This window comes from Thermoanaerobacter sp. RKWS2, from assembly GCF_026240795.1.
GTDB classification, from domain to species: Bacteria; Bacillota; Thermoanaerobacteria; order Thermoanaerobacterales; family Thermoanaerobacteraceae; genus Thermoanaerobacter; species Thermoanaerobacter ethanolicus.
In genome coordinates this window covers 884,131-907,958 of record NZ_CP110888.1, presented here as the reverse complement: position 1 = coordinate 907,958, position 23,828 = coordinate 884,131, and the positions used below count along the sequence as shown (strand labels likewise).

Here is a 23,828-nt window from a genome sequence, read left to right as displayed (position 1 = left end):
TCTATCCGAAACGTTTTGGATACTTTTTAAAAAAAATTATATCTTTCTAGCTGAATCTCTAATTACAAGCTTATGAGGTATTAATATATGCTGAGGCTTTTCCCCTTTTATAATAGATAAAAGATGTTTTGCTGCATTATATCCCATCTTAAAAGTATCTTGTCTTATAGTAGTAAGTCCAGGAGTAATAAGGGATGCAAGTTCAATATCGTCAAAACCTACAATAGAGATGTCATCAGGCACTTTCATTCCTAAGTCTTTTGCTGCTTTGAAAGACCCTATTGCCATCAAATCAGAAGCATGAAATACAGCAGTTATTTCCGGATGTTCAAAAACCAACGTCTTAAAAGAATTATATCCACCTTCTTGAGTAAAATCATCAAAAACTACATATTCCTCTTTGTAAGGTATATTATTTTTTTCAAGAGCTTTTTTATAACCTTCTAACCTTTCAAAACTTACAGCCGCATCACCATGCCCATTTATAAATCCAATATTTCTATGTCCTAACTTTATAAGATAGCTTGTAGCTTCAAAAGCTGCCTGAACATTATCCGAACTTACATATCCCACTTTATCAGTCAGTATTGGTATATCAATCAAAACAGTGGGAATTTGTGTTTTCTTTATTTCTTTAATGTAAGGATCACTCAATCTTAAGCCTTCTACAATAGCCCCTTCCACTTTTCTGTCATTGCAAAGCTTCTCATAGGAAGTGGCATCTTGGCTTTCCGGGTCTACAGTAAAAAGTATAAGGTCGTATTTATCTTTCTTTAATCCTGCTTTTATACCTGCAAGCACTTCGAGGAAGAAAGGATGGTACGCCCCAGGTTTTATTAATTCAGAAACAACCAAGCCAACTGTATGAGTCTTATTTGTAACAAGCCCTCTTGCAAGAGAATTTGGAGTATAATTAAGTTGTTCCGCTATTTTTTTAATTCTTTCACGGGTTTCTTCGCTTACATCCGGATATCCGTTTAAAGCTCTCGAAACCGTTGTAACAGATACACCCGCATATTTCGCTATATCCTTTATTGTAACCGCCATTTACTATCCACCTTTTCCAAAACGTTTTGGTTGTTCAATTTCATTTTATCAAAAACCTTTTCACCTGTCAACAGATTTTTTCTTTCCGTAAGGACACACTTCCATACAAATACCACATACATAGCCTCTTCCAATGTGTTTAAAATTTTTATTCATATATTCGCTACAGGCTCTCGCATCAACTATTTCTTCTCTCGACATCCCTTCTTTCCATAAAGTACCATAAAGTGCTATAGCAGGACAGGCATCTACACATAATTTACAGCTGCCACATTTACTTTCAGTAATAGGGGTTCCTGTTTCAAAAAGCATGTTAGTAAGAACAGTCCCCAACCTTACCCTGGGACCATATTTTTCAGTCACAAGAAGCCCATTTTTCCCTATCCAACCAAGCCCTGCTCTTGTAGCAGCAGTTTTATGTGGAAAAAGTCCTCTATATTCTCCCAAATCAGCAATTGATTGCGACGCAGGAACAGCTAATGCTTTATAGCCCCATTCTTCAAGAAGAAGAACCGTCTTTAAGGTTATCTGGTCAATTAGCGTATTTACAGAACGGTAATGGTGATAATAAGTGTGAGTCGGCTTATCTGTTATTTCATCCACTATTCTATCTGCTAATTTTATTACAACTGTAATGGCATACGGAATATCTGAAAGAGTATCGGGAAGGATACCTGTAAGATTTGAAAAACCCACTAAAGACGCTCCCCACTCTTTGATTTTTTGCTCTAAAATTTTTTGTTTTTCCATCTTTATCAACCCTTTTAGTAAAATTTATGCACATAAATATTTTAACACAATAAAATATATTTTTTTAAAATTTTTCAAAGTATATTTTTTATCCACCTACACAAATTAAGTATGAGAAAGAGTAAGGAGGGATTTAAATGGCAAGAGGTAGTTGGAACGATCGTCCAAAAATGGTACCAGAGGCTCACAAAGCCCTTGATAATATGAAATACGAAATCGCATCAGAACTTGGTCTTCCAGTTAGACAAGGTTCTGAAGATTATTGGGGATATATAAGTAGCCGAGATTGCGGCAAAGTAGGAGGACAAATGTTAAGACGAATGGTTCATTTTGCTGAATCTGCCATGGCAAGGGGCATCAGTATATATGGTTCTACTCCTGCACAGGGTGGCCCACAAGGTGCTGCAGGAAGTGAATCAGAATATATGCAAAGATAGAAAGAGAAAAAGAGAGTATTTCGTATACTCTCTTTTATTATTGTATATTTTGTGATAGAATTAACTTAAACATACCACATATAGTAATAATGCGAGGTGGTAACTTGGCTTACGAAATACAAGAATTAGCAGAAAACAAGTTAATTATACTATACATCTTAAACAGAATAAATATGCCTATTACAGACGAGCAAATAAGCAAAATTATCTTAGATAACAAACTTATGAACTATTTCTATTTAAGACAGTACCTTGACGAGTTAATAGAAACTGGTTTTATAAAATTAGAAGAAGAAAAATATTTTATTACTGAAGAAGGTATAAACATTTTAAAACTATTTTTCACAAGAATCCCCTTTGAAACACGGCAAAAAATAGACGAATACATCCTTTTAAACAAAGAAAAAATAAAACAGGAATCTCAATATATAGCCACTTATTACAAAAAAGACGAAAACCAATATATAGCTAATTGCAAAGTCGTAGAAAATGATATAGTTTTGATTGAGCTAAATATAAATGTAGTAAACAGCGAGCAGGCAAAACTTATCTGCGATAATTGGAAACAAAAATCTCAAGACGTATATGCATACATAATAAAAGTCCTCACAGGTCAATAACAAGGCCTTGGGGCTCTTTTCTTGTTTCAATAAACTTTACTACCCTCATTTCATCAATGTCAATTATATTCACTTTGTTTTCTTCCGCAGAAGAAACATAAGCATATTTATCTAAAATACATAAATACCCAGGTGCATATCCACAATAAACTTCTTTTTTCTGTTTTGTAAATAAATCTATTTTGCACAGCGTATTAGAGCAAGAATTAAGCACATACAAAAAGTTTTCCTTTTTCCGTACCATTGTAGGAACTTTTCCTACTCCTATTTCCCCAGTTACTTTCAAACTTTGCAGGTTTATCACAGAAATTTTCCCATTTATCCCCGTTTCAAAATAACTGTTTATTACATACAAACAGTCCCAATCTTCAGAGAAAGTCATCCCTATAGGTCTTGCCCCTGTTCCAATAAAATCTACAATCCTATAACTATAAGGGTCGATTAATAAAATTTCATCAGAATTCATATTGCTCACAAAAATCAAATCATACTTTTCATTGTAAATTATGTCCTGGGGGAAACTTCCTACTTTAACTTGCCCTATCACTTTTTTCTCTTCAATATCAAAAATACTTATAGAGTCTGAGTCTCCATTAACCACTAATATATAATCTCCATGCATAATGCCATTATTAGGATAATTACCTACATACAGAGAAATTTCTGAAGTAAAATCTTCTAGGTTTATTATACTAATTGAATTATCATAAGCATTTAAAGAATACAGTTTCTGTCTCTGTTTATCTAAAATTAATCGATGAGGACCACATAAATATTTAGAATAGACATTTAAGGGCAGATGTTTATTGTTATATGATTTAATCTTTGCAAAATCTCTATGATTTGTCTCCAAATTAACTCGCTCTATAACATCTTCTCCCATATTGGCAATGTAAATGTACAAAACACATCCCCCCACATATTAGCATAATTCCATAATATGCAGGAGGATATATTTGAGAAACCAATAACTCCATAAAAAATCGCTCACTTAAATTGTGAGCGTCTTTCAATATTTTTAAAAATTTACCACCGAGGTGGCCCTGTATCATACATGCAACCACTTGTTCTTTTAGCCTGTTGATAAGTCTTAAAACCCGCATGGCTGTAAGAATGGTCGGGGCAACAGGATTTGAACCTGCGACCTCACGGTCCCGAACCGCGCGCTACCGCTGCGCCATGCCCCGACACATTATTCATTTTATCATACTCCTTTCCTTTTTTCAATAAACAAAATAAAGTTATAGCCCTACCCAAACTCAAAACTATTTAATTATTTTTTTCAAAAAACCCTTATTAGTAGCAAACTTTCTGAGAAATTTGGCTCTAAAATGAATTTCTAAATTTTATAATTGCAATTGACAGATAAATGAATTAAGTGTATAATAAAACTATCAAATTGGAAAGGGCGATTGATATGACTTATTTGGAGTTAGAATTTATGCGCTCTTCAAAACCAGTAAATGCACCAATTAGAACGTTGAAGAAATGTAATGCAATTACATGTATCCATAATTGCAACAGTTTTTGTGTGACCTATAAAGATTTTAAGTGCGATTTCCAAGAAGAAATTAAAATACCTGAACAATAAATCAGGCGGTCGAAAGACCGCTTTTATCATACGTCTATTATTTTTTCCATCAATTCATTCATGTTATATTTGATTTTTTGTTCTTTAGCAATCCTTAAGAGTCTCAAATATTCTTGTCTTGCAAAATCGTACTTTAGCCTTGCTAACTTTATCTTAAGGTAGTTGTCATTTTCCAGCATTTCTAAATTTCTTTCTGCTTCTTTCATCGCCTTTAGTGCTTTATCTATCTCCCGTAACAACGCAGTCCCTGTCATTTCCATAACAACCACCTTCTCATTACGGCCTTTACACCTTACATTATATTAAAACTATGTCTTAATTATTACCTTTTTAAGCATAGACCTCACATAACCAATCATGTACAATGAACCACAAAAAAGTACCATATCCTCTTCCTTAGCTATATCCAGGGCGTATTTTACCGCTTCTTCAATATTTTCAATCGCAATCACTTTTTCTTTTTCTATCCGCTCTGCAAGTTCACTTGCTTTATAAGCTCTTTCACTTATTGGGGTGGTTGTTATTATCATATTTGCCTCTGGCACAATTATATCCAGCATCTTCTGTGTATCTTTGTCTTTAAGCATTCCAATTACTAAAATCAATTTATCATATTTAAATAATTTTAGAGACTCTTTCAAAACAGTCATTCCTTGAGGATTGTGAGCACCGTCTATTACTACGTAGGGTTTTTTTCTCATTACTTCCAATCTTCCAGGCCATTTTGCCCTGTAAAGCCCTTCCCTTATATCTTTTTCTGTGATTTCGTATCCATACATTTTTAATTTTTCTACGCTCTCAATCGCCAAAGCAGCATTGTAAATCTGATGTTCTCCCAATAAAGTAATTTTTAAGTCCTTGTATTTTTTGTAGTCAAAAATCTGAAAATCAGGGTTTTGTTCTTTTATAATTACGTTCCTTTTTTCAAGTACAGTCAAATAAGCATTTCTTACCTCACATGCTTCTATGATGACTTTCAATGCTTCTGGCTGTTGATAAAAACTTACCACCACTCCATTTCGCTTGATAATGCCTGCCTTTTCATATGCAATCTCTCCTAAAGTATGTCCCAATCTGTCTGTATGGTCATAATCAATAGTGGTTATAACAGAAACTAATGAAAAATCAATAGCATTTGTTGCGTCAAATCTACCTCCAAGTCCTACCTCTAAAACTACAAAATCCACTTTTTCATCATAAAAATATTTAAAAGCAATTGCAGTTACCACTTCAAATTCCGTAGGATGATTGTATCCTTCCTCCACCATACGAGATATTATAGGCTTTATATATTCAACATAATAAATCAACTTTTCCTTAGAAATATTTTCTCCATTTATTCTCATTCTCTCTTCAAATTCTTCGAGGTAGGGAGAAGTATATAAAGCTACTTTATATCCAGCCTGCTGCAAAATGTTGCTTATAAAAGCTGATGTAGAGCCTTTTCCATTTGTACCAGCAACGTGGATAATTTTAAGGTTTTTTTGAGGATTCCCCATATAATTTAATAATCTTCTTATATTTTCTAATCCCAACTTTATGCCAAATTTGTATGTACCATGTATGTAGCTAATTGCTTCTTCATAGTTCATTTAAGCCCATCTCCCATATAAACGGATTTTACAAAAACAATCCCATCAAAACCTCATCTACGTATTCATCGCCAATTTTAAACTGTTTTTTTCTTCTACCCTCTTCTTCAAAACCAAATTTCTTATAAAGGTGTATTGCTACTTCATTGGTACTAAAAACACTGAGGCAAAGTTTTTCATAGCCTTTGCTTTTTGCCCAATTAATAGCTTCCGTAAACAACTTTGTTCCGATTCCTATATTCCTAAATCGAGCGTCTATACTTATACCTATTTCTCCTACATGTTGTACTTTAGGAGACCTTCCTCCATAATAACGAAAGAGAGTAAGGCAGCCTACGATTTCACCACCGTAGTCTGCCACTAGGATCAAATCTTTGTTGCGGTCTAAATTTTTAATAAGCTGTTTTTCTTCCTCCTCAGACCAATTAAATGTCTCTGACACCATATACAATTTTTCTCTTCCAACACTGTTTAAAAGCTTTATTATCCCCCTCGCATCTTTTATCTTGGCCTCTCTTATAACCAGTTGAGACTCTTTTTTGGGCCTTTTAAACAAAGATAACATACAAATCCCCCTAGAGGCTAACTCTTTAATAACTTAAGTCTTTCCTCTATGTTTTTAAGCATCGTAGTATATTTTTCTAATTTCTCTCTTTCCGCACTGACTACTTTTTCTGGCGCTTTTTTGACGAAATTTTCATTATTTAAAAGCCCTTGTGCTCTTTCAATTTCGCTTATCACTTTTTGTCTTTCTTCATTAAGCCTCTTTATCTCTTCTTCTAAGTCTATTAAATCTTCAAGTGGAAGTACCACCAATCCTCCTTCTATTGCTCCACTCAAAGCTTTATGAGGAATTTTACTTTTATCTGTTTCAATTACAACTTCGCTAGCACCTGCAAGTTTCATTATATAATTTGTACCCACTTCAAACATCTTTACATAATTTTCATTTTCAACAGTCACAATAACTTTTGCTTTTTTAGAAGGGGAAACATTTGCTTCTGCTCTTAAATTTCTAATGGTCCTAATAGCTTCCATTATAATCTCAGCATTTTTCGCTTCTTCAGTGAAATCCAGTTCTTCTTTGTATTTCGGCCATTCAGCAATCATTATGCTCTCGCCCTCATGAGGTAAATTATGCCATATTTCTTCAGTTATAAAAGGCATAAAGGGGTGCAAAAGCCTCAAAGTATTATCAAGCACATATCTTAAAACAGACTTTGTAACCTTTTTAGCTTCAAGGTTATCACTGTATAGCACAGGTTTGCTAAGTTCTATATACCAATCGCAAAATTCGCTCCACACAAAGTCATAAAGTTTTGTCGCAGCTATTCCTAACTCAAATTTTTCTAAATTCTCTGTCACTTCTTTTACTATATTGTTATACCTTGTCAAAATCCACTTATCAGCAATAGTTAACCCCTCTGTATAAAGATTAGTATCATTATCAGTTAAATTCAGCAACACATATCTTGAAGCGTTCCACAATTTATTTGCAAAGTTTCTGCTGAGTTCAACTTTATCTTGACTAAACCTCATATCGTTTCCTGGAGCATTTCCTATGACTAATGTAAACCTTAAAGTGTCTGCTCCATACTTTTCAATAACCTCTAACGGGTCTATTCCATTGCCAAGAGATTTGCTCATTTTTCTACCTTGAGCATCCCTGACTAAACCATGTATCAAAACATGCTTAAATGGTACTTCTTTCATAAATTCCAAACTCATAAAAATCATTCTTGCAACCCAGAAGAAAATTATGTCATATCCCGTAACAAGTACATCTGTCGGATAGAAATATCTTAAATCTTCTGTTTCTTCTGGCCAACCCATAGTAGAGAAAGGCCAAAGTGCAGAACTAAACCAAGTATCTAATACATCTTCGTCTTGATGTATGTTGGTACTTCCACAAGCTTCACATTTTTCCGGGTCTTTACGCGATACAGTTATATGACCACAGTCATCACAATACCAGGCAGGAATTCTGTGTCCCCACCATAATTGCCTTGAAATACACCAATCCTTTATGTTTTCTAACCAATTAATGTATATTTTTTCAAACCGTTCTGGCACAAACTTAATTTTTCCTTCTTTTACAACTTCTAAAGCAGGTTTCGCTAAAGGCTCCATCTTTACAAACCACTGCTTGGAAAGTAGAGGTTCAACTACCGTATCGCACCTGTAACAATGTCCCACATTGTGAACGTGGTCTTCAACTTTTAGAAGTAGTCCGAGATTTTTGAGGTCTTCAACTATTCTTTCTCTCGCCTCATATCTATCAAGACCTTTATATTTTCCTCCGTTTTCATTAATCGTCGCATTCTCATTCATTATATTAATAAATGGAAGATTGTGTCTTGTCCCCATCTCAAAGTCATTTGGATCGTGAGCAGGTGTAACTTTAACAGCACCTGTTCCAAATGAAGGGTCAACATAGCTGTCAGCAATTACAGGTATCTCCCTTCCTACAAGTGGCAGTATCAAAGTCTTACCTACCACATCCTTATACCTTTCATCATCAGGATTTACAGCAACTGCTACATCCCCCAGCATCGTCTCAGGCCTTGTAGTAGCTATAACTACATATCCATCTTCACCTTTTATGGGGTATTTGATGTACCACAAATGCCCTTTTTGCTCTTTATGTTCCACTTCCGCATCAGATAAAGCAGTGTTGCAGTCTGGGCACCAATTTATTATCCTGTCACCTCTGTATATGAGCCCTTTTTCATAGAGTGAAACAAAAACTTCTCTTACCGCCTTTGAACATACTTCATCCATAGTAAAGCGTGTCCTTGTCCAATCACAAGAAGAACCCAACTTTTTTAATTGGCTTAAAATACGGTTTTCGTATTTGTCCTTCCAGGCCCATGCCCTTTTCAAAAACTCTTCTCTTCCTATTTCTTTCTTTGTAAGCCCCGTTTCTTCTCTTATCGTGTCTAAAACTTTTACCTCCGTCGCAATGCTGGCGTGGTCTGAGCCAGGTATCCACAAAGCTGCATAACCCTGCATTCTTTTCCATCTTATCAATATGTCCTGCAAAGTATTATCAAGTGCATGTCCCATATGCAATTGCCCTGTTATGTTTGGAGGCGGTATAACAATGGTAAATGGCTGTTTTTCAGGGTCTATTTTAGGAGTAAAATATCCTTTTTCCATCCAAAAAGCATAAATTCTATCTTCAAATTCCTTTGGATTGTAGGTTTTAGCTATCTCTTTCATGCCTTACACTCCCTCCGTAAAATTTTAAAACCCTTTCACCCACAAAGGGCGAAAGGGCATTTCGCGGTACCACCTTTATTTATCACTCAAGCTATAACGGGCATACCCGTTTAAACCTACTCAACTTCGGTTTACAGGCTCCAGAGCTACCTTCAGTGTACCTTTGGCGGGAATCCTTTCAGCCCATGGGATATCCCTCTCTTTAGCCAGTATACACTTACTCCTCTCTTTCATAGCCTCATATTCCATTTGATATATAATATATATAAAATCTCACCAATTGTCAACAGTTAAGTTGTTTTAAAGCAAACAATCAGATTAAATTTGCATAAGTATGATATAATGATAATAAGAAGATGTTTTAAATCGAGGTGTAAAAAATGTTAAAATTTCATGTTAAGGCAATTACGATGGACGTAGAAGGAAATTTCTCCGTCCTATTGACAGATGAAGAGGAAAAGAAAGTTTTACCTATAGTTATAGGTCCACTGGAAGCTCAAAACATAGCTATCCCTCTTCAAGGAATTACACCGCCTCGCCCTTTAACCCCCGACCTTTTAAAATCTGTTATTGAACAACTTGGAGGAAAACCTGAAAAAGTTGTAATTACTGATTTAAAAGATGACACTTATTATGCAGAGCTTTATATAAAACAAGGGGATAGAGTTATAAAATTAGACTCAAGACCCAGTGATGCGATAGCTTTGGCAATGCGAACTGATATACCAATTTTCATAAATGTTCGTTTAGCGGAATTCACTTATGATATTGCAGATTTAAAATTTGATGATGGAGATAGTTAAAATTCTACTGGCCCTCTTAAAAATTTAAGAGGGTTACTTTTTTAAATAATTGTTAACCATTATTTAAAAATAGTTGACAATTCTTTTTAAAAAAAATATAATAATTGTTGTAATAATACAATGAGGAGGAAAAATATGATAAAAACTAAAGACATGATTTTAGCTTCTCTTTTTGCTGCTATTACTTTTATAATGGGTTTTGTAAAAATCCCCTTACCTTTTTCTCCAGTACCTATCACAGGACAAACTTTTGCAGTAATGTTAGCTGGAGGGCTTTTAAATCCTACATTAGCATTTTTGAGCCTTTTTATTTTTGACCTTTTAGGTGCAATTGGAATACCTGTCTTTTCTGGACTTACAGGAGGTTTAAATGTTTTAGTAGGACCTACAGGAGGATATATTTTAAGTTGGCCCTTTGCAGCTTTTTTAATTTCTTTGACTTTAAAAAATAAAAAAGCAAATTTTATTAATATTTTTATAAGCTATCTTTTATTTGCAATAATTTTTGTTTATATTTTAGGAGTAACTCAGCTCTCTTTTGTTACAGGAATACCATTTAAAAAAGCCATTTTAGCCGGGGCACTTCCTTTTATACCTGGCGACTTAATCAAAGCATTTATCGCTTCCTATCTCACTTTAAAATTAAAACCTGTTATAAAATCTAATGAAAAAAGGCAAGGTTGAACCCTTGCCTTTTTTCATTACTGCTGAACAGTTGGTCCAAAGTTTCCTCTATAGCCTGCTCCTTTATGCGCTCCTTTAGCACCAAAACCTGCTCCCAAGCCTACACCTGTATTGCCATTGCTATTTTTTCCAAGTCCAAGACCTAAACCTACACCTGAACCTTTACCATATTGACAGGTTCCATCCCATGAATTTATCTTGTCTTCAATGGTTTTTTTGATTGTGTCAGCCCTATCCTGAGTTATTTTACCATCTTTAACTAATTGGTCTATAAACCCTTCTTTTTGCTCAATTAAAGCTTTTTTCAGATTGTCAAGTGTTATGCCATTTTCTTCTGCAATCTGAACTATTGTTTTCCCTGATTGAAGTTCACTTAAAATTTCATCTGCTGTCTTACCAGTCAGTTTTGCAAGAAAATCTGCATTTCTACTCATTCCGTATCTTGGTGCTGTCGTAGAATATTGAGGTGGAGTTGAAGAACTAGCTGTATTGCCAGTTGTGGCTGCATAAGCAGCTATTCCACTTAAAAGCATACCTCCTGTAAGTACTACTGCTACTACCTTTTTGAAATTCATTTAAAACCACACTCCTTTTTTGATTTTTGTTTTTTGTTTTTTATTTGTTACACTTATATAATAACCTTTTAGTTTGAGGTAACTATATTGGATTTGTGAAGGATGTGTGAAAATTCGTTTAAATTAATATGAGTATTGGCAATCTATAAAGTTTTGACAATATAAAAAAGAGATGGCTTCCCACCACCTCTTCTAACAATCAAATATTAAATTCATCAAATCGAATTATTGTAGCTTTGTGGAACACTATTCTGTTGATTATTTTCATTTTGCCATTTACCTTTAAAATCTCCTCTTTTTCCTTCAAAATGTTTGAAAAATCCTTGAGGCAATCCGTTTTGTTCCATATTTTTTACCATTCTATCAATTCTATTTTTAATCGTATTTCCTTGGTCCTGAGTAATAACTCCAAAGCTTACAAATTTATCAACTAATTGTTTTTGCAATTGTGCCATTTGTTTGTAATAATTGATTAACTCATCCTTTTGCTGGTCTGTCAATTTAGATGGATCAACACCTCTCAAAATAAACCCTAATCCATCGTTGCCACCAAACATAGCATAGCCTTTTTTATCAGCATTAGCTATTGCATTATCTATCGCACTTGTGATTTTGTTTGCTTGGTCTTGAGTCAATAATCCTTCAGATACCAATTTGTTTACTATATCCTTCTGAAGTGACGCCATTTGTTTGTATATTTCTGTAAAAGCTGCTTTTTGTTGTTCTGTAAGTTTTGAAGTATCAATTGGGCCTATTCCAAAATATCCTTTGTCAAATCCTCTTCCGCCACCAATGAAGAAGGGAACATTGTCTTGATTTGCTTTAGAAACTTTGCTATCAATGTTTTTAATTATATTATCTGCTTGTTGTTGAGTTATAAGCCCTTCTGATAAGAGTTTGTTTATAAACTCTTTTTCAATGTCGGCTATTTTTTTGTTGTAATCTGTAATTATTTGCTTTTGCTCTGGTGTAAGCTTTGATGTGTCAATTCCAAAAAAGCCTTTTATGCTGTTTGTCAGTGGTGAATCAGTATTTGCTGCAAAAACTGTCAAAGGAATTGCTAAAGCCAATACAACTGCTAAAACTATTAACCATTTGTTTCTCTTCATATATGGATACCTCCTTTTAAATTTTTCCTTTTCATTCTTTATGATACCCAAATAGTTTGAAGTAATTTTATATAATTTGTGAGGAAAGTGTGAAGTTTAATTTTAAATATTGTAAACTGATTAAAAAATAATTAAACTAAAGATGGGAGGTGTTTTTTATGCAAAAAGTTTTAGTAATTGAAGACGAAGAAGGAATGAGAGATATTTTAAAAACTTATTTAGAAAATAATGGATATGAAGTATTGGTAGCTGAAAATGGCAAAATAGGGCTTGAATATTTTAATAATAATAAAGATATAAGCATAATCCTTTTAGATATAATGCTTCCAGATATAAGTGGTTGGAGCCTTTTAAAAACAATTAGAGAAAAGTCAAAAGTGCCTGTAATGATGATAACAGCAAGAGGAGAAGAGTATGATAAACTTTTAGGGTTTGAATTAGGAGCAGATGATTACGTTGTAAAACCTTTTAGCCCTAAAGAAGTAATCGCTCGCGTTAAAGCAATTTTGTCAAGAACTTATGGAGCTTCAGAAGAAGATGGGAAAACAGAATATGAAGGAATTTCTATAAATGTAAGTTCTAGAGAAGTCACGGTTGATGGAGAAAAAATTGACCTTACGCCAAAAGAATTTGACCTTTTAAAACTCTTAATAGATAATAAAGGAAAAGTTGTATCCCGCGAAAAGTGCCTTAATGAAGTATGGGGATATGATTTTTATGGAGATTTAAGAACCGTAGACACCCATATAAAACAGTTGAGAGAAAAATTAGGAGAAAAGCGCAAACTCATAAAAACAGTTTGGGGAATAGGTTACAAATTGGATGGTGAATAAATTTGAAAGGAATAAGAAAAAAGCTTTTTATCTCTTACCTTATCATAGGCCTTATAATTTTATCACTGTTTTGGCTTACTCAAGTAGTTTTTATTAATAAGATATACTCTTATTATAAAATAAACCAGCTTAAAAATTACAGTGAAAAAATTGTAGAAGCAATAAATAACAACGATGAAATGCTTATAAGTGAACTTATTGACAAATCTAGTGCCCGAGTCATCGCAATGACAGAAAACAACATAATAATTGCAGGAAATAACAGAGGATACGGTAGAGGTTTGGGAATCCCTGAAGCATTTTTACATCCTACAAATACTGTAAAGGTGGTAGAATACGAACACCCTTTTTTGCATATTGAATATCTATCAATTATAAGACCTTTTTTGTACAATGGAAAACCAGCTACTCTTATCATGAGCATACCTATTGCTGCAATAAACGATTCTGTCAATCTTTTTAAACAAGTTTTTTGGTGGATTTTTGTCATCACACTAATTGCAATATTATCTATATCCGTCTATATGTCAAAAAAATTTACTCGCCCTATACAAATACTAAAAAACGCTGCTCACCAAATTGCTTCTGGAAATTTAAATGTTAAGATAAATTACAAAGAAGAAGATGAATTAGGAGACCTTGCAAAATCTATGAACACTATGGTAAAACAATTGTCTATTACAGACAAATTCAGAAAAGATTTGATTGCAAATATAAGCCATGATTTAAAAACACCTCTTGGCCTTATACGTGGATATTCTGAAATGCTTTTAGACTACTATGGAGACGATAAAGAAAAAAGAGAAAAATATTTAAATACAGTGATTAAAGAAACAGAGAGAATGTCTAAATTAGTAGACGACGTGTTACAGCTTTCTAAGCTCCAATCAGGAATGGTAGAAATAAAAGAGGAACCTATAGATTTAGAAAAACTTATATTTGAAACTTTAGACATATTTGAAATTCAAATTTTGGAAAAAAATATAGAAGTAAAGCTTAATAATCTTAAACTTAAGGTAATAGCGGATAGGGAAATGATAAAACGGGTAATTATAAATATAATAAGCAATGCTATGGCGAGTATGGAAAATGGCGGAATTCTTACTATAACTGCAGAGCCTCAAGATAAAGAAATTTTAATTAAAGTATCAGATACGGGATGCGGCATCCCTCAAAAAGATTTAGAGCACATCTTTGACAGATATTATAAAGGAAACAAATCAGGCACAGGGCTTGGACTTGCAATAGTGAAAGAAATATTGACATTACACGGCAGTAAATATGGTATAGAAAGTCAAGAAGGAGTAGGAACCACTTTTTATTTCACATTAAAAGCGGGTTAACCCCGCTTTCAATCTTTAAAAAAATAGCAAATCAATGTGTCTTATCACATTCCTGTAAATATCGCTAATTGAATTCCCAGTCTTTTCAGCAATGGCTTTAACATCTTCATACTCAGGATACGCTTTAATAAGTTTTCCATTTAAATAGCCCTTTTTAACCCTTACTTTTCCGTAAGGAGTTTCCACAATTGAAAAATCCCTATCCAGTTTATGTCTTAAAACTTCATAATACCTTATGCCAAAAGTAGAAGTTTCTTTAAAAATTATCTCCTTTAATTTATCAGCATTTTCTTTCTCACAAATTACAGTAATGAGCGTACCCGGCCTTTGCTTTTTCATGATAATAGGAATCAAAAACACATCCAATGCCCCGTTTTCAAAAAGTTTTTCAAATAGATACTGATAAAACTCTGGATTCATATCATCTATATTAGTCTCTAAAATCATCAATGACTCAGGTTTTTTTTACCTCTTCCTCTCCCACATATGTCCTCAAAACATTTGGTATTTCCAAATCTTTGGTACCAGCTCCATATCCTATAGAATTTATAGTCATATCTGGTATACCACCAAATTCATTTACTAAAGTTTTTACAATAGCAGCACCAGTTGGCGTCACAATTTCGCCTTCTATATCACTTTTATACACAGGTATTCCTTTTAAAAGTTCAGCTGTAGCAGGAGCAGGAACAGGCATAAGTCCATGTTGAGTTTTTATAAAGCCTGAACTTACTGGCAAAGGAGAAGAAACAATCTTATCTGGCTTTATCATGTCTATAAGTATCGCCGTACCTATTATATCTACTATAGAATCTACTGCCCCCACTTCATGAAAATGCACTTCTTCGGGAGATTTACCATGCACTTTTGCCTCTGCTTCTGCTAATTTCTCAAACATCTCAATACTCATTTTCTTGACTTCTTCTTCCAAATCACTCTTCTCGATGATTTCTCTCACATCTTTCATATGCCTATGATGGTGATGATGCTCTTCCTCATACAATACCTTAAAAGTCCTAGCACTTATACTGTTCTTTTGCGTTTCACCTATCTCTATATCAAAATTGTCCAAAGCTATCTTCTTTACCTTCTTTTTAAACTCTTCCACATCTACATGAGATAATAATGAAGCAATAGTCATATCTCCAGAAATTCCAGCAAAACAGTCAAAATATAAGACTTTCATTATAATTTCTCCCCTATCCTATTTATTAAACTGGCAGAATAAGCCGCACCAAAACCGTTATCAATATTTACAACACTTACGCCACTGGCACAGGAATTAAGCATAGTCAAAAGAGCGGACAAACCGTGAAAGTTAGCACCATATCCTACGCTTGTAGGTACTGCAATTATAGGAGAGCTAACCAATCCTCCTAAAACAGTAGGAAGTGCTCCTTCCATACCAGCAACTGCAATCAATACACGGCATTGTCTGATTTCATCTAATTTATCTAAAAGCCTATGTAATCCTGCAACTCCAACATCATAAAATCTCTTCACAGTGTTTCCCATAAGTTCTGCAGTAATAGCCGCTTCTTCAGCAACAGGCAAATCAGAAGTTCCAGCAGCCACTACTCCAATTATGCCTTTTGTCTTATTTATTGGCGTATTTCTTATAGAAATTATACGAGCTTCCTCATAATAGACTGCTTTTTCTACTGCCTCTTTCACTGCTTCAAAATGTTGTTGTGAGGCTCTTGTCCCTAAAACATCACTCCCATTTTTATACATATTAAAAGCAATTTCTCTAACCTGCTGGGGAGTCTTTCCTTGACAAAAAATCACTTCAGGAAATCCCTTTCTTATCTCTCTGTGATAATCAATTTTAGCGAATCCCAAATCTTCATAAGGAAGTTTCTTTAAAGCTTCTAGCGCTTCATCTGTTGATAACTTGTTTTGTTTGAACTCCATTAAAATTTGCAATATTTTCTCATTATACATTTTTTACCACCTTCACATGAGGTTCATTTAAGCTGCCAGTTCTGTATCCTTCTAAATCCAGTGCTACATACTTAAATCCAGCATCTTTAATCCTTTTTACAACTTCTTCCCTTATACCTTCTTCAAAAATTGTCTCCATCTGCTCCTTTGGAAGTTCAATCCTTGCAACATCTCCATGGTATCTCACTCTAAATCCTGAAAAACCTAAGTCTTTCAAATCCTCTTCTGCCTTTTCTACCATAGAAAGCTTATCATAAGTTATCTTTTCTCCGTAAGGAATCCTTGAAGCAAGACATGCATAAGAAGGCTTACCCCATGTAGGAAGCCCCATCTCTTTGGATAAAATTCTTATCTCTTCTTTTTTTATGCCACATTCTAACAAAGGGCTTAAAATTTCTAATTCTTTTAACGCCCTTCTTCCTGGTCTAAAATCAGACACATCATCTGCATTTGTGCCTTCTAGGATATATTTGAAGCCCTTTTCTTCTGCAATAGCTTTAAACCTTGAAAATAAATTGGATTTACATATATAGCACCTATTTAAAGGATTTTTTTAAATTCTTCTATTTCAAGAATATCATTAAACTCCACAACCAAGTGGGGGAGTCCTATTTTTTTAGCAAGCTCTACAGCTTCTTTTAATTCACTTTTAGGATGCATCGGAGAAGTGGCAGTAACAGCTAATACTCTATTCCCTAAAACATCGTAACTTACTTTTGCCAAAAAAGTGCTATCTACACCTCCAGAAAAAGCAATTAATGCGTTATCTAACCTTGACAAATATTCTTGCAATTTCCTTAGCTTCTCTTTAATTTCTATATTAACACCCCCTATGGTATACCCATCTATACTGTGTATAACTATTTTATCACATATATTAAAATAAACAAAATGTCAAAGCGCTTAAAAGTAAAGGCCTTTAAGCGCTTTTTAATCTATCTAAATTTTAAAAATCTTCACAGCCTCATCTAATTTTACTGCTACCTCTTCTAAATTCTTAGCTGAATCTGTTAGGTTTTCTACAGCTGAAAGCTGCTCTTCTGTAGAAGCACTTACTTCTTCAGTAGAAGCCGCTGTCTCTTCTGAAATTGCAGAAATACCTTCCATCGATATGACAATTTCATTTTTCTTTTCTTCCATGGCATTCATCAAGGAATTTATATTGTCTATCATTTTTGTAATTCCACTTATAAAAGCTTCAAACTCCATAAAAGCATTTTGCGTATCTTTTACAGCTTGATTTTGTTTTTCAATGCTTTTGTCCGCCGACTGCATAGCATTTGTAGCCATATCAATTGCTTGTTGCATCTTTTCTATTATGTCTTTTATTTGATTGGTAGATTCTGCAGATTGCTGAGCCAATTTTTTTACTTCTTCGGCTACAACAGCAAAACCACGTCCAGCTTCTCCGGCACGGGCTGCTTCAATTGCAGCGTTTAATGATAAAAGGTTTGTCTTATCCGCAATTTCTTCTATCACTGCTGTTATAGCACTTATCTTATGAGAATTTTCCTTGATTTTGTTAATAGTTTCAAAAACATAAAATGTTGCCTTATTTGTCTCCTCTGAACTTTGTTTTAAAGCCTCTAACTTTTTCAAACCATCAGCTTTGACATCTTCTGCTTTATCTGAATATCTCTTCATTTCTTCGGTAATTTTCAAAATTTCATCTATATCATTTCCAAATTCCGATATCTTTTGTACGCTTACCGATATTTCTTGTGCTTGATCATTAGCCCCTTTTGCTATATCATCTACGGCATTTGCAATATCTTGAACTGATTGTGCTGTTTCGTCGCTTATCTCTCTAAAACGAGTTGATGCTTCTATTAAAGAAACACTCGACTCTTTAACTTTTGTTGCAATAGCCCTTAATTTTTGTACTGTATCATTATATTCCCTTTCTAACACTCCAAATTCGTCTTTTCTTCTTGCATCAATAAAGGAAGTTAAATCTCCTTCTTTTAATTTATTCATGGCTGTTAACATTTTGTAGACTGGTCTTGTAAAGTTTCTAGCAAATAGATAAGCGATAACTAGCGAAATGAGTGAAAATATGATTATAATTGCTATAAAAATATTATTAATTTTTGACACTCCAGAAAGATAATCAGATTTATTTACAATTCCCACGACTTTCCATCCTGTAGTCGGATTAGTATCAAAAATTACAACACTGTCTTCATTGTTGAAGCGTGTTTGTATTTCTCCTTTTTGTTCTTTGAAAACATAATTTGCAAAAGATTGTTTATAGAAATTACTTCCTATCATTTTTTTAGTAGAATCCAAAAAAACTATTCCATTTTTATCGACTAAAAGGACCATGCCATTCTGTCCTATTTTGACATCCTTTAGGAGATTTCCTATACCATATAAATTTAAGTCCATTCCTACAACGCCAACCACTTCATTAGTAAGAGGATTCAACACGGACTGAGATACTGAAATTACATAATTTCCAGTTGCTTCATCTTTATAAGCATCTGTCCAAAAAGGATTTCCATTAGCCTTCACAGCCCCTGTATACCACGGTCTAGTAGTAGGGTCAAAATCAGAACTTAAATCAACATGTGGAAAAGTATAAATTTTTTTATCAGATGTCCCATAATAAATCAAAGAGGCATTAGGAGTCATATTTTTTAAATTTATAAGGACACTGTTTATTTTATCTGTAGTCTCTTCCTCTGTATTTCCTTTAATTAACAAATTAGAATCGCTCTTTGCAAAATAGCTGAGTTTACTTGCAGTATTATCCAAATAAAGATTTAATTCTTGATTAACTGAGCTAACACTATTGCTCATATTAGATAATGTCGAATTAGTAATTTCTTGCGCAGAAAACCTATAAGATATGTACCCGCTTAAAGCCAAAGAAGAAATTACAATGCCAATAATCATTAAACTTAATTTTGTTTGTATACTCGAAAGTTTTACCTGCTTTTTAAGATTCAATACTTCATTGATATTCCTCATTTTTTTTAAATTTATAGCTTTTTTCAATATATCTCCCCCCCAGATTGATATACTATTTCTTATATCGTCTTGTCCTTGTAAAAAGTTTAATTTCTCCTCGCTCTTTTATAAAATTCAAAAGCATAAATAAAAAATGCTAAAATTGCTAAAGCTAAAGCTATGATCATCAATGTAAAACTATAAGGCCATTCAAAAATTGAAAAAATTATAGCTATATAAAAGAAAAAAGTAGCAGTTTTGCCGTAATTGTTTGCGGGTATAGCAATTTTTTGTTTTTTGTAAAGTATTGCGGCTCCTATTATCATTGAAAATTCTTTTATCATTAAAATAGCAATAATAAAAAAAGGAATTAAATCTTTTATCCATAAACTGGTCAAAACGGTAAGTATCATCAACTTGTCCGCAAGAGGATCAAGTAAAGTACCCATTTTTGTCACTTGGTTATAGTGCCTCGCTATATAACCATCCAAAATATCCGTAATACCTGATAATATAAAAATCAGTGCAGCATAAATGTTTCCTTCAGGCACATAAAAAAAAGTATAAACAAAAAGAGGTATAAGCAAAAACCTAATAAAAGTGAGAAGGTTTGGTATATTCATGTAAACACTCCCTGCCTGTCAAGTTTAATAAAATTATAATACAAAAAAATCAAAAGTAAAAGGCCCTTATCGGGCCATATTTGCTGGGAACTTCATCTCATCCAAAGCTATTCGGAAACTATATCCATCTTCTTCTTTTTTAAAGTCTTCTATGTTGGTAAAACATTTAGCAAAAACGTCATTTTTTGTGTGGACTTCAATATCTCTTAAATTATACTTTAAAGCCGTCCTTCTCAGCAACGAATTAATTATTTCTTGAGCAGTTTCTAATTCTACATTTTCCTTCTTCTCAATATAAATATACATGCTGCTCCTTTTTTGTTGCCAGTCAATATCGTATAACACACAAAAGCCTAATTTCACGCCTTCTTTTGTTTCCAACACAAACATTTTCCTATTCTTCCCAAAAGGTATATTTAAAACATTATCTTTCTCTCGAGATATTTTAAACAAATCAATTAAAAATTTGACCACATTAATGTCTTGCAACCATAAGGAAAATATTTTTTTGTCTTTTTTCTCTAAATCTTTAATTAAAACTTTTCCATTTTCTCCCATTCTCAACACCACCTATCTATAAATATATATTCTTTACAAATTTCAAAAATCCTGCTTAAAAACAGAAAATAATTTTCGACAAATAAACAATATAGAAATAAAAAAGAGGAGAAAGCCTCCTCTTTTACAAAGTCTTTAACTTTATTCTCTATTGCATAGGAACATTTTTTAAAACCTCTGAAAATATGCTTATAAAGGTTGCACCTGCAAACATTATCATTATTATAAATAAAACGACCAAAACTATGTAAGGAAGAAAATATACAAGCACTGCATTCCCCGTACTCATTTTATAATTTTCTTTTATAGCTATAATTTCTAAAACAATTACCCATACCGTAAATATCGCTAAAAATAAATACGTAAGTATTAAGCCAGCTCTTGAATTTAACAAACGGACAAATAAGTTTACAACAACCATAAAAATCATGGGAAGTTTTGCAAACCCTATTGCAGAATACAATCCCTTTGCTGTACCTATTACTACCTCTACTTTCTCTCCGCTTGCCTTTTGTTCAATTTCAGCATTATTCTCTTCAATTTGATCAAAAGATACATTATCTTCCACTTTAGCATACATTTTACCTTCTAAAATTTCCGCTAAAAAGTGATACACTGCTGCATAAACAAAGTAAGTCAAAGGAGCTATAAATATACTCCCAAATACAGCCATCGGAACAAATAAAGCTCTTAACCTCCCAACATCAGGCATACCTGAGCTGGAAGTAAAAAAATCTGTACCAACCATTGTAAACCTATAATTGCTTGTCACAGTCAGTAGTCCTGTAACTATAATGACAACAACAGCTTGCCAAATTGGTTTTTCTCTTACAATTTCTTTTATAGTTCCTACTGGCTGAAAAAATATCCCATATAATCTCTCTAAAAAATTCACTTCTATAACCTCCCAATTTTTTAAATTCAAAATTATGCTTATATAAATTTTACCACACTTTTTATTTTTTTCTTTAAATTTTTGTTAAATTTTTTAACCATGAAGGAAAATAAATTTTTTTGGTGAATTATATATCGAGGTGATAAAATGCAAGCAGAAATATTAAAAGCTATTCAAACAATTTCAAATCCTTTTTTAGATTATTTTTTTATAGCTGTAACCATGTTGGGAAGCTCAGGTTTTTATTTTATTTTTATCCCCATTTTTTACTGGTGTGTAGATAAAAGATTTGGTCTAAAATTGGGACTTATATTGATAAGCTCTATCTATGTAAACACTGTTTTAAAAGAGATAACAAAAATAGCAAGACCTATAGGATATCCAGGCATAAGGTCTATTTTTACACAATCGGCAGGAGGGTATTCTTTCCCAAGTGGCCATGCACAAGGTTCTACAACCCTTTGGGGGACTTTAATGGTACACTATCAAAAAAAATGGCTGTGGTATGTGGGAACTGCTATTGTGTTACTAGTCTCTTTCTCCAGAATGTACTTAGGAGTCCATTGGCCAATGGATATTGCTGGAGGAATATTAATAGCTATTTTAATTATAATTTTAAGTGAACTTATTGATAGTATTATAAAAGAAAGCACTTTTGACATAAGTATATCTTTTAAAGTTATTTTGTCAATTTTAATCCCTGCGCTTTTGATATTAATTTTTCCTCACAAGGATATTTATGAATACATGGGTTTAATTTCTGGTACTTTAATAGGTTATTTTATAGACAAAGAAAAATTTGATTTTACTGTCCATGCTCCTCTTCAAAAGCAAATTTTGAAGTTACTAATTGGCATAATTGTATTTTTTGTACTTAAAGAGGGATTAAAATTTGTGTTGCCTTCTGGAAATATTTTTAACGCTATAAGGTATGCAATTTGCGGACTGTGGCTTTCTCTTGGTGCACCTTATGTATTTAACATTTTTAAACTAAATGAAAAATCGATTAAGGCATAGAATTCATGCCTTTTTTATATAGCTTCAATTATATCTTTTGCTCCAAATCCTTTATTTAAAATATTTGAAAAGTCTTGCTTTGATTCAATAGCATTTTTTAACTTTGTACTTTTCCCAATATCTCCAATCAATATTGCACCAACAATAATACCATCTTTAAAGTAAAGTTTGTAATATACATTATTTCCTATATAGCTTTTTGATATATTTTCTTCGCCCGATATATCACCTGCTGAAAACACGTCAATACCTGTTATTTTAAGTGTGCTTGAAGGTGCAACTTCTTTATAGGCAGTTTTATTGCCAGAAACATTTAAACCTACATTCTTGCCTTGAGCCATTGCCACTGTCCATAAACCATATATTTTGCCATTAAACTCAGCAACATCTCCTGCTGCATAAACATCTTCTATATTTGTTCTCATATACTCATCTACGATTATCCCTTTATTTACCTTAATTTCAGTTTCTTTTACTATATCAATATTTGGCTTTACACCAGAAGAAAAAATTACAAAATCCGCATCCATTTTTGTTCCATCTTTTAATATTATTCCATTTACAGTTTGCCCTGTAATTTCTGTTACTTCAGCTCCAAGAAGGAGATTTATCCCATTTGACTCTATAATATCTTTCAAAATTATTGATCCTTCTTCATCTGCTTGTCTTGGCAAAAGTCTTGGGAAAAATTCTACCACTGTAATTTCATAGCCATTTTGTCTTAATGTCCAGGCAGCTTCCAATCCTAGAAGTCCTCCACCAATTACAACGCCTTTTTTCTTATCTTTGATAAACTCGTTTAAGTCTTTTACATCCTCAAGACTTCTTATTGCAAAAACTCCTTTTTTCTCTCTCCCCAAGACATTAGGAATAAAACTTGAACTTCCTGTCGCAATTATGAGCCTGTCATAGCTTATTATTTCATCATTTGAGAGTATCAATTTTTTATTTTTTGTGTCAACTTTTCTAACACTTGTGTTTAGCATAAGTTCTATATCATTATCTGTGTACCAATTTTCTTCCTTGACCAACAAAGACTTAAAATTCAAATCCTTACCTAAAAGTTGTGATAATTTCAATCTGTAATAAGTTGGATAAGGTTCTTTTGATATAATGGTTATTTTACCTCCTTTGTCATTTTTCCGTATATTTTCACAAGCACTAAGAGCAGCAATGCCATTGCCTATCAAAACGTATTTCATAAGCTCATCTCCCATAAATATTTTAACAATA

At 33.2% G+C, this 23,828-nt stretch carries 24 protein-coding genes, 1 tRNA gene, 1 pseudogene and 1 other annotated feature; of the genes and pseudogenes, 7 read left to right on the top strand and 19 right to left on the bottom strand.

Going from position 1 to position 23,828, the window contains the following annotated elements:
- Positions 1-36: 36 nt before the first annotated feature.
- Both OEI98_RS04505 and OEI98_RS04500 read right to left on the bottom strand, forming a co-directional pair.
- Positions 37-1,047: a LacI family DNA-binding transcriptional regulator gene (locus OEI98_RS04505; protein ID WP_004397117.1), complete on the bottom strand. Its 1,011-nt coding sequence runs from the start codon at positions 1,045-1,047 to the stop codon at positions 37-39.
- A 60-nt stretch (positions 1,048-1,107) separates the two neighbouring features.
- On the bottom strand, positions 1,108-1,797 hold the full coding sequence (locus OEI98_RS04500) for a 4Fe-4S double cluster binding domain-containing protein (RefSeq protein ID WP_266039858.1): 690 nt from the start codon (positions 1,795-1,797) through the stop codon (positions 1,108-1,110).
- A gap of 137 nt (positions 1,798-1,934) precedes the next feature.
- Here OEI98_RS04500 and OEI98_RS04495 point away from each other — a divergent pair, with 137 nt between their 5' ends.
- Together OEI98_RS04495 and OEI98_RS04490 are read left to right on the top strand one after the other, a co-directional pair.
- Positions 1,935-2,234, top strand: coding sequence for an alpha/beta-type small acid-soluble spore protein (locus tag OEI98_RS04495; RefSeq protein ID WP_004397121.1), 300 nt, complete (start codon positions 1,935-1,937; stop codon positions 2,232-2,234).
- 104 nt (positions 2,235-2,338) lie between these two features.
- The gene (locus tag OEI98_RS04490) at positions 2,339-2,854 is read left to right on the top strand and encodes a DUF4364 family protein (protein ID WP_003867000.1); all 516 of its coding nucleotides are present in this window, start codon (positions 2,339-2,341) and stop codon (positions 2,852-2,854) included.
- Here the strand turns inward: OEI98_RS04490 and OEI98_RS04485 are convergent.
- The 6 genes from OEI98_RS04485 to OEI98_RS04460 form a co-directional block, all read right to left on the bottom strand.
- The gene (locus OEI98_RS04485) at positions 2,841-3,758 is read right to left on the bottom strand and encodes a YncE family protein (protein ID WP_266039854.1); all 918 of its coding nucleotides are present in this window, start codon (positions 3,756-3,758) and stop codon (positions 2,841-2,843) included. The genes OEI98_RS04490 and OEI98_RS04485 overlap by 14 nt on opposite strands.
- Positions 3,759-3,968: 210 nt before the next feature.
- Positions 3,969-4,041, bottom strand: a tRNA-Pro gene (locus tag OEI98_RS04480).
- A 430-nt stretch (positions 4,042-4,471) separates the two neighbouring features.
- Entirely contained in the window at positions 4,472-4,705 is a 234-nt protein-coding gene (locus tag OEI98_RS04475) for a hypothetical protein (protein ID WP_003870333.1), read from the bottom strand.
- 48 nt (positions 4,706-4,753) lie between these two features.
- Entirely contained in the window at positions 4,754-6,037 is a 1,284-nt protein-coding gene (locus OEI98_RS04470) for a bifunctional folylpolyglutamate synthase/dihydrofolate synthase (protein WP_266039852.1), read from the bottom strand.
- Positions 6,038-6,065: 28 nt separating this feature from the next.
- Positions 6,066-6,602: a GNAT family N-acetyltransferase gene (locus OEI98_RS04465; RefSeq protein WP_004397131.1), complete on the bottom strand. Its 537-nt coding sequence runs from the start codon at positions 6,600-6,602 to the stop codon at positions 6,066-6,068.
- Positions 6,603-6,619: 17 nt separating this feature from the next.
- Entirely contained in the window at positions 6,620-9,259 is a 2,640-nt protein-coding gene (locus OEI98_RS04460) for a valine--tRNA ligase (protein ID WP_004397132.1), read from the bottom strand.
- A gap of 41 nt (positions 9,260-9,300) precedes the next feature.
- Positions 9,301-9,502, bottom strand: a binding site (T-box leader).
- A gap of 137 nt (positions 9,503-9,639) precedes the next feature.
- Between OEI98_RS04460 and OEI98_RS04455 the strand changes: the two genes are divergently transcribed.
- Complete coding sequence (locus tag OEI98_RS04455; RefSeq protein ID WP_004397133.1) at positions 9,640-10,062, top strand: bifunctional nuclease family protein; 423 nt, start codon at positions 9,640-9,642, stop codon at positions 10,060-10,062.
- 135 nt (positions 10,063-10,197) lie between these two features.
- On the top strand, positions 10,198-10,746 hold the full coding sequence (locus OEI98_RS04450) for a biotin transporter BioY (protein ID WP_004397134.1): 549 nt from the start codon (positions 10,198-10,200) through the stop codon (positions 10,744-10,746).
- A gap of 17 nt (positions 10,747-10,763) precedes the next feature.
- Here OEI98_RS04450 and OEI98_RS04445 read toward each other — a convergent pair whose 3' ends face one another.
- Together OEI98_RS04445 and OEI98_RS04440 are read right to left on the bottom strand one after the other, a co-directional pair.
- Positions 10,764-11,321, bottom strand: coding sequence for a DUF2680 domain-containing protein (locus tag OEI98_RS04445; protein WP_003870890.1), 558 nt, complete (start codon positions 11,319-11,321; stop codon positions 10,764-10,766).
- Positions 11,322-11,536: 215 nt separating this feature from the next.
- Complete coding sequence (locus tag OEI98_RS04440) at positions 11,537-12,430, bottom strand: YckD family protein (RefSeq protein WP_266039846.1); 894 nt, start codon at positions 12,428-12,430, stop codon at positions 11,537-11,539.
- Positions 12,431-12,588: 158 nt separating this feature from the next.
- Here OEI98_RS04440 and OEI98_RS04435 point away from each other — a divergent pair, with 158 nt between their 5' ends.
- Positions 12,589-13,263 carry a response regulator transcription factor gene (locus OEI98_RS04435; RefSeq protein ID WP_003867722.1) on the top strand — a complete coding sequence of 225 codons (675 nt, stop codon included), beginning with the start codon at positions 12,589-12,591 and terminating at the stop codon, positions 13,261-13,263.
- A gap of 2 nt (positions 13,264-13,265) precedes the next feature.
- Positions 13,266-14,606, top strand: a complete 1,341-nt coding sequence (locus OEI98_RS04430) for a sensor histidine kinase (RefSeq protein ID WP_004397142.1) — start codon at positions 13,266-13,268, stop codon at positions 14,604-14,606.
- Between the two features lie 15 nt (positions 14,607-14,621).
- Here the strand turns inward: OEI98_RS04430 and larC (OEI98_RS04425) are convergent, their stop codons facing one another.
- The 8 genes and pseudogenes from larC (OEI98_RS04425) to OEI98_RS04390 form a co-directional block, all read right to left on the bottom strand.
- Positions 14,622-15,053, bottom strand: coding sequence for a LarC family nickel insertion protein (gene larC / locus OEI98_RS04425; protein WP_003870893.1), 432 nt, complete (start codon positions 15,051-15,053; stop codon positions 14,622-14,624).
- A 7-nt stretch (positions 15,054-15,060) separates the two neighbouring features.
- Entirely contained in the window at positions 15,061-15,792 is a 732-nt protein-coding gene (larC, locus tag OEI98_RS04420) for a nickel pincer cofactor biosynthesis protein LarC (RefSeq protein ID WP_019907513.1), read from the bottom strand.
- Positions 15,792-16,550, bottom strand: coding sequence for a nickel pincer cofactor biosynthesis protein LarB (gene larB / locus OEI98_RS04415; protein ID WP_266039839.1), 759 nt, complete (start codon positions 16,548-16,550; stop codon positions 15,792-15,794). The genes larC (OEI98_RS04420) and larB overlap by 1 nt, the downstream gene beginning before the upstream one ends.
- Positions 16,543-17,342 (bottom strand): annotated as a pseudogene (gene larE / locus OEI98_RS04410) (ATP-dependent sacrificial sulfur transferase LarE). Before larE ends, larB begins: the two are co-directional and overlap by 8 nt.
- Before the next feature lie 147 nt (positions 17,343-17,489).
- On the bottom strand, positions 17,490-19,550 hold the full coding sequence (locus OEI98_RS04405; protein ID WP_266039837.1) for a methyl-accepting chemotaxis protein: 2,061 nt from the start codon (positions 19,548-19,550) through the stop codon (positions 17,490-17,492).
- Between the two features lie 59 nt (positions 19,551-19,609).
- Complete coding sequence (gene pgsA, locus OEI98_RS04400; RefSeq protein WP_003870898.1) at positions 19,610-20,125, bottom strand: CDP-diacylglycerol--glycerol-3-phosphate 3-phosphatidyltransferase; 516 nt, start codon at positions 20,123-20,125, stop codon at positions 19,610-19,612.
- A gap of 66 nt (positions 20,126-20,191) precedes the next feature.
- Positions 20,192-20,683 (bottom strand): hypothetical protein, encoded by a 492-nt coding sequence (locus OEI98_RS04395; protein ID WP_003870899.1) that lies wholly within the window; start codon positions 20,681-20,683, stop codon positions 20,192-20,194.
- A 148-nt stretch (positions 20,684-20,831) separates the two neighbouring features.
- Positions 20,832-21,578, bottom strand: a complete 747-nt coding sequence (locus OEI98_RS04390) for a YIP1 family protein (protein ID WP_266039830.1) — start codon at positions 21,576-21,578, stop codon at positions 20,832-20,834.
- A 147-nt stretch (positions 21,579-21,725) separates the two neighbouring features.
- Between OEI98_RS04390 and OEI98_RS04385 the strand changes: the two genes are divergently transcribed.
- Positions 21,726-22,595 (top strand): phosphatase PAP2 family protein, encoded by an 870-nt coding sequence (locus OEI98_RS04385; protein ID WP_266039828.1) that lies wholly within the window; start codon positions 21,726-21,728, stop codon positions 22,593-22,595.
- A 14-nt stretch (positions 22,596-22,609) separates the two neighbouring features.
- On the opposite strand, the gene OEI98_RS04380 is transcribed toward OEI98_RS04385, so the two are convergent.
- Positions 22,610-23,797, bottom strand: coding sequence for an NAD(P)/FAD-dependent oxidoreductase (locus OEI98_RS04380; protein WP_004397158.1), 1,188 nt, complete (start codon positions 23,795-23,797; stop codon positions 22,610-22,612).
- Positions 23,798-23,828: the final 31 nt, after the last annotated feature.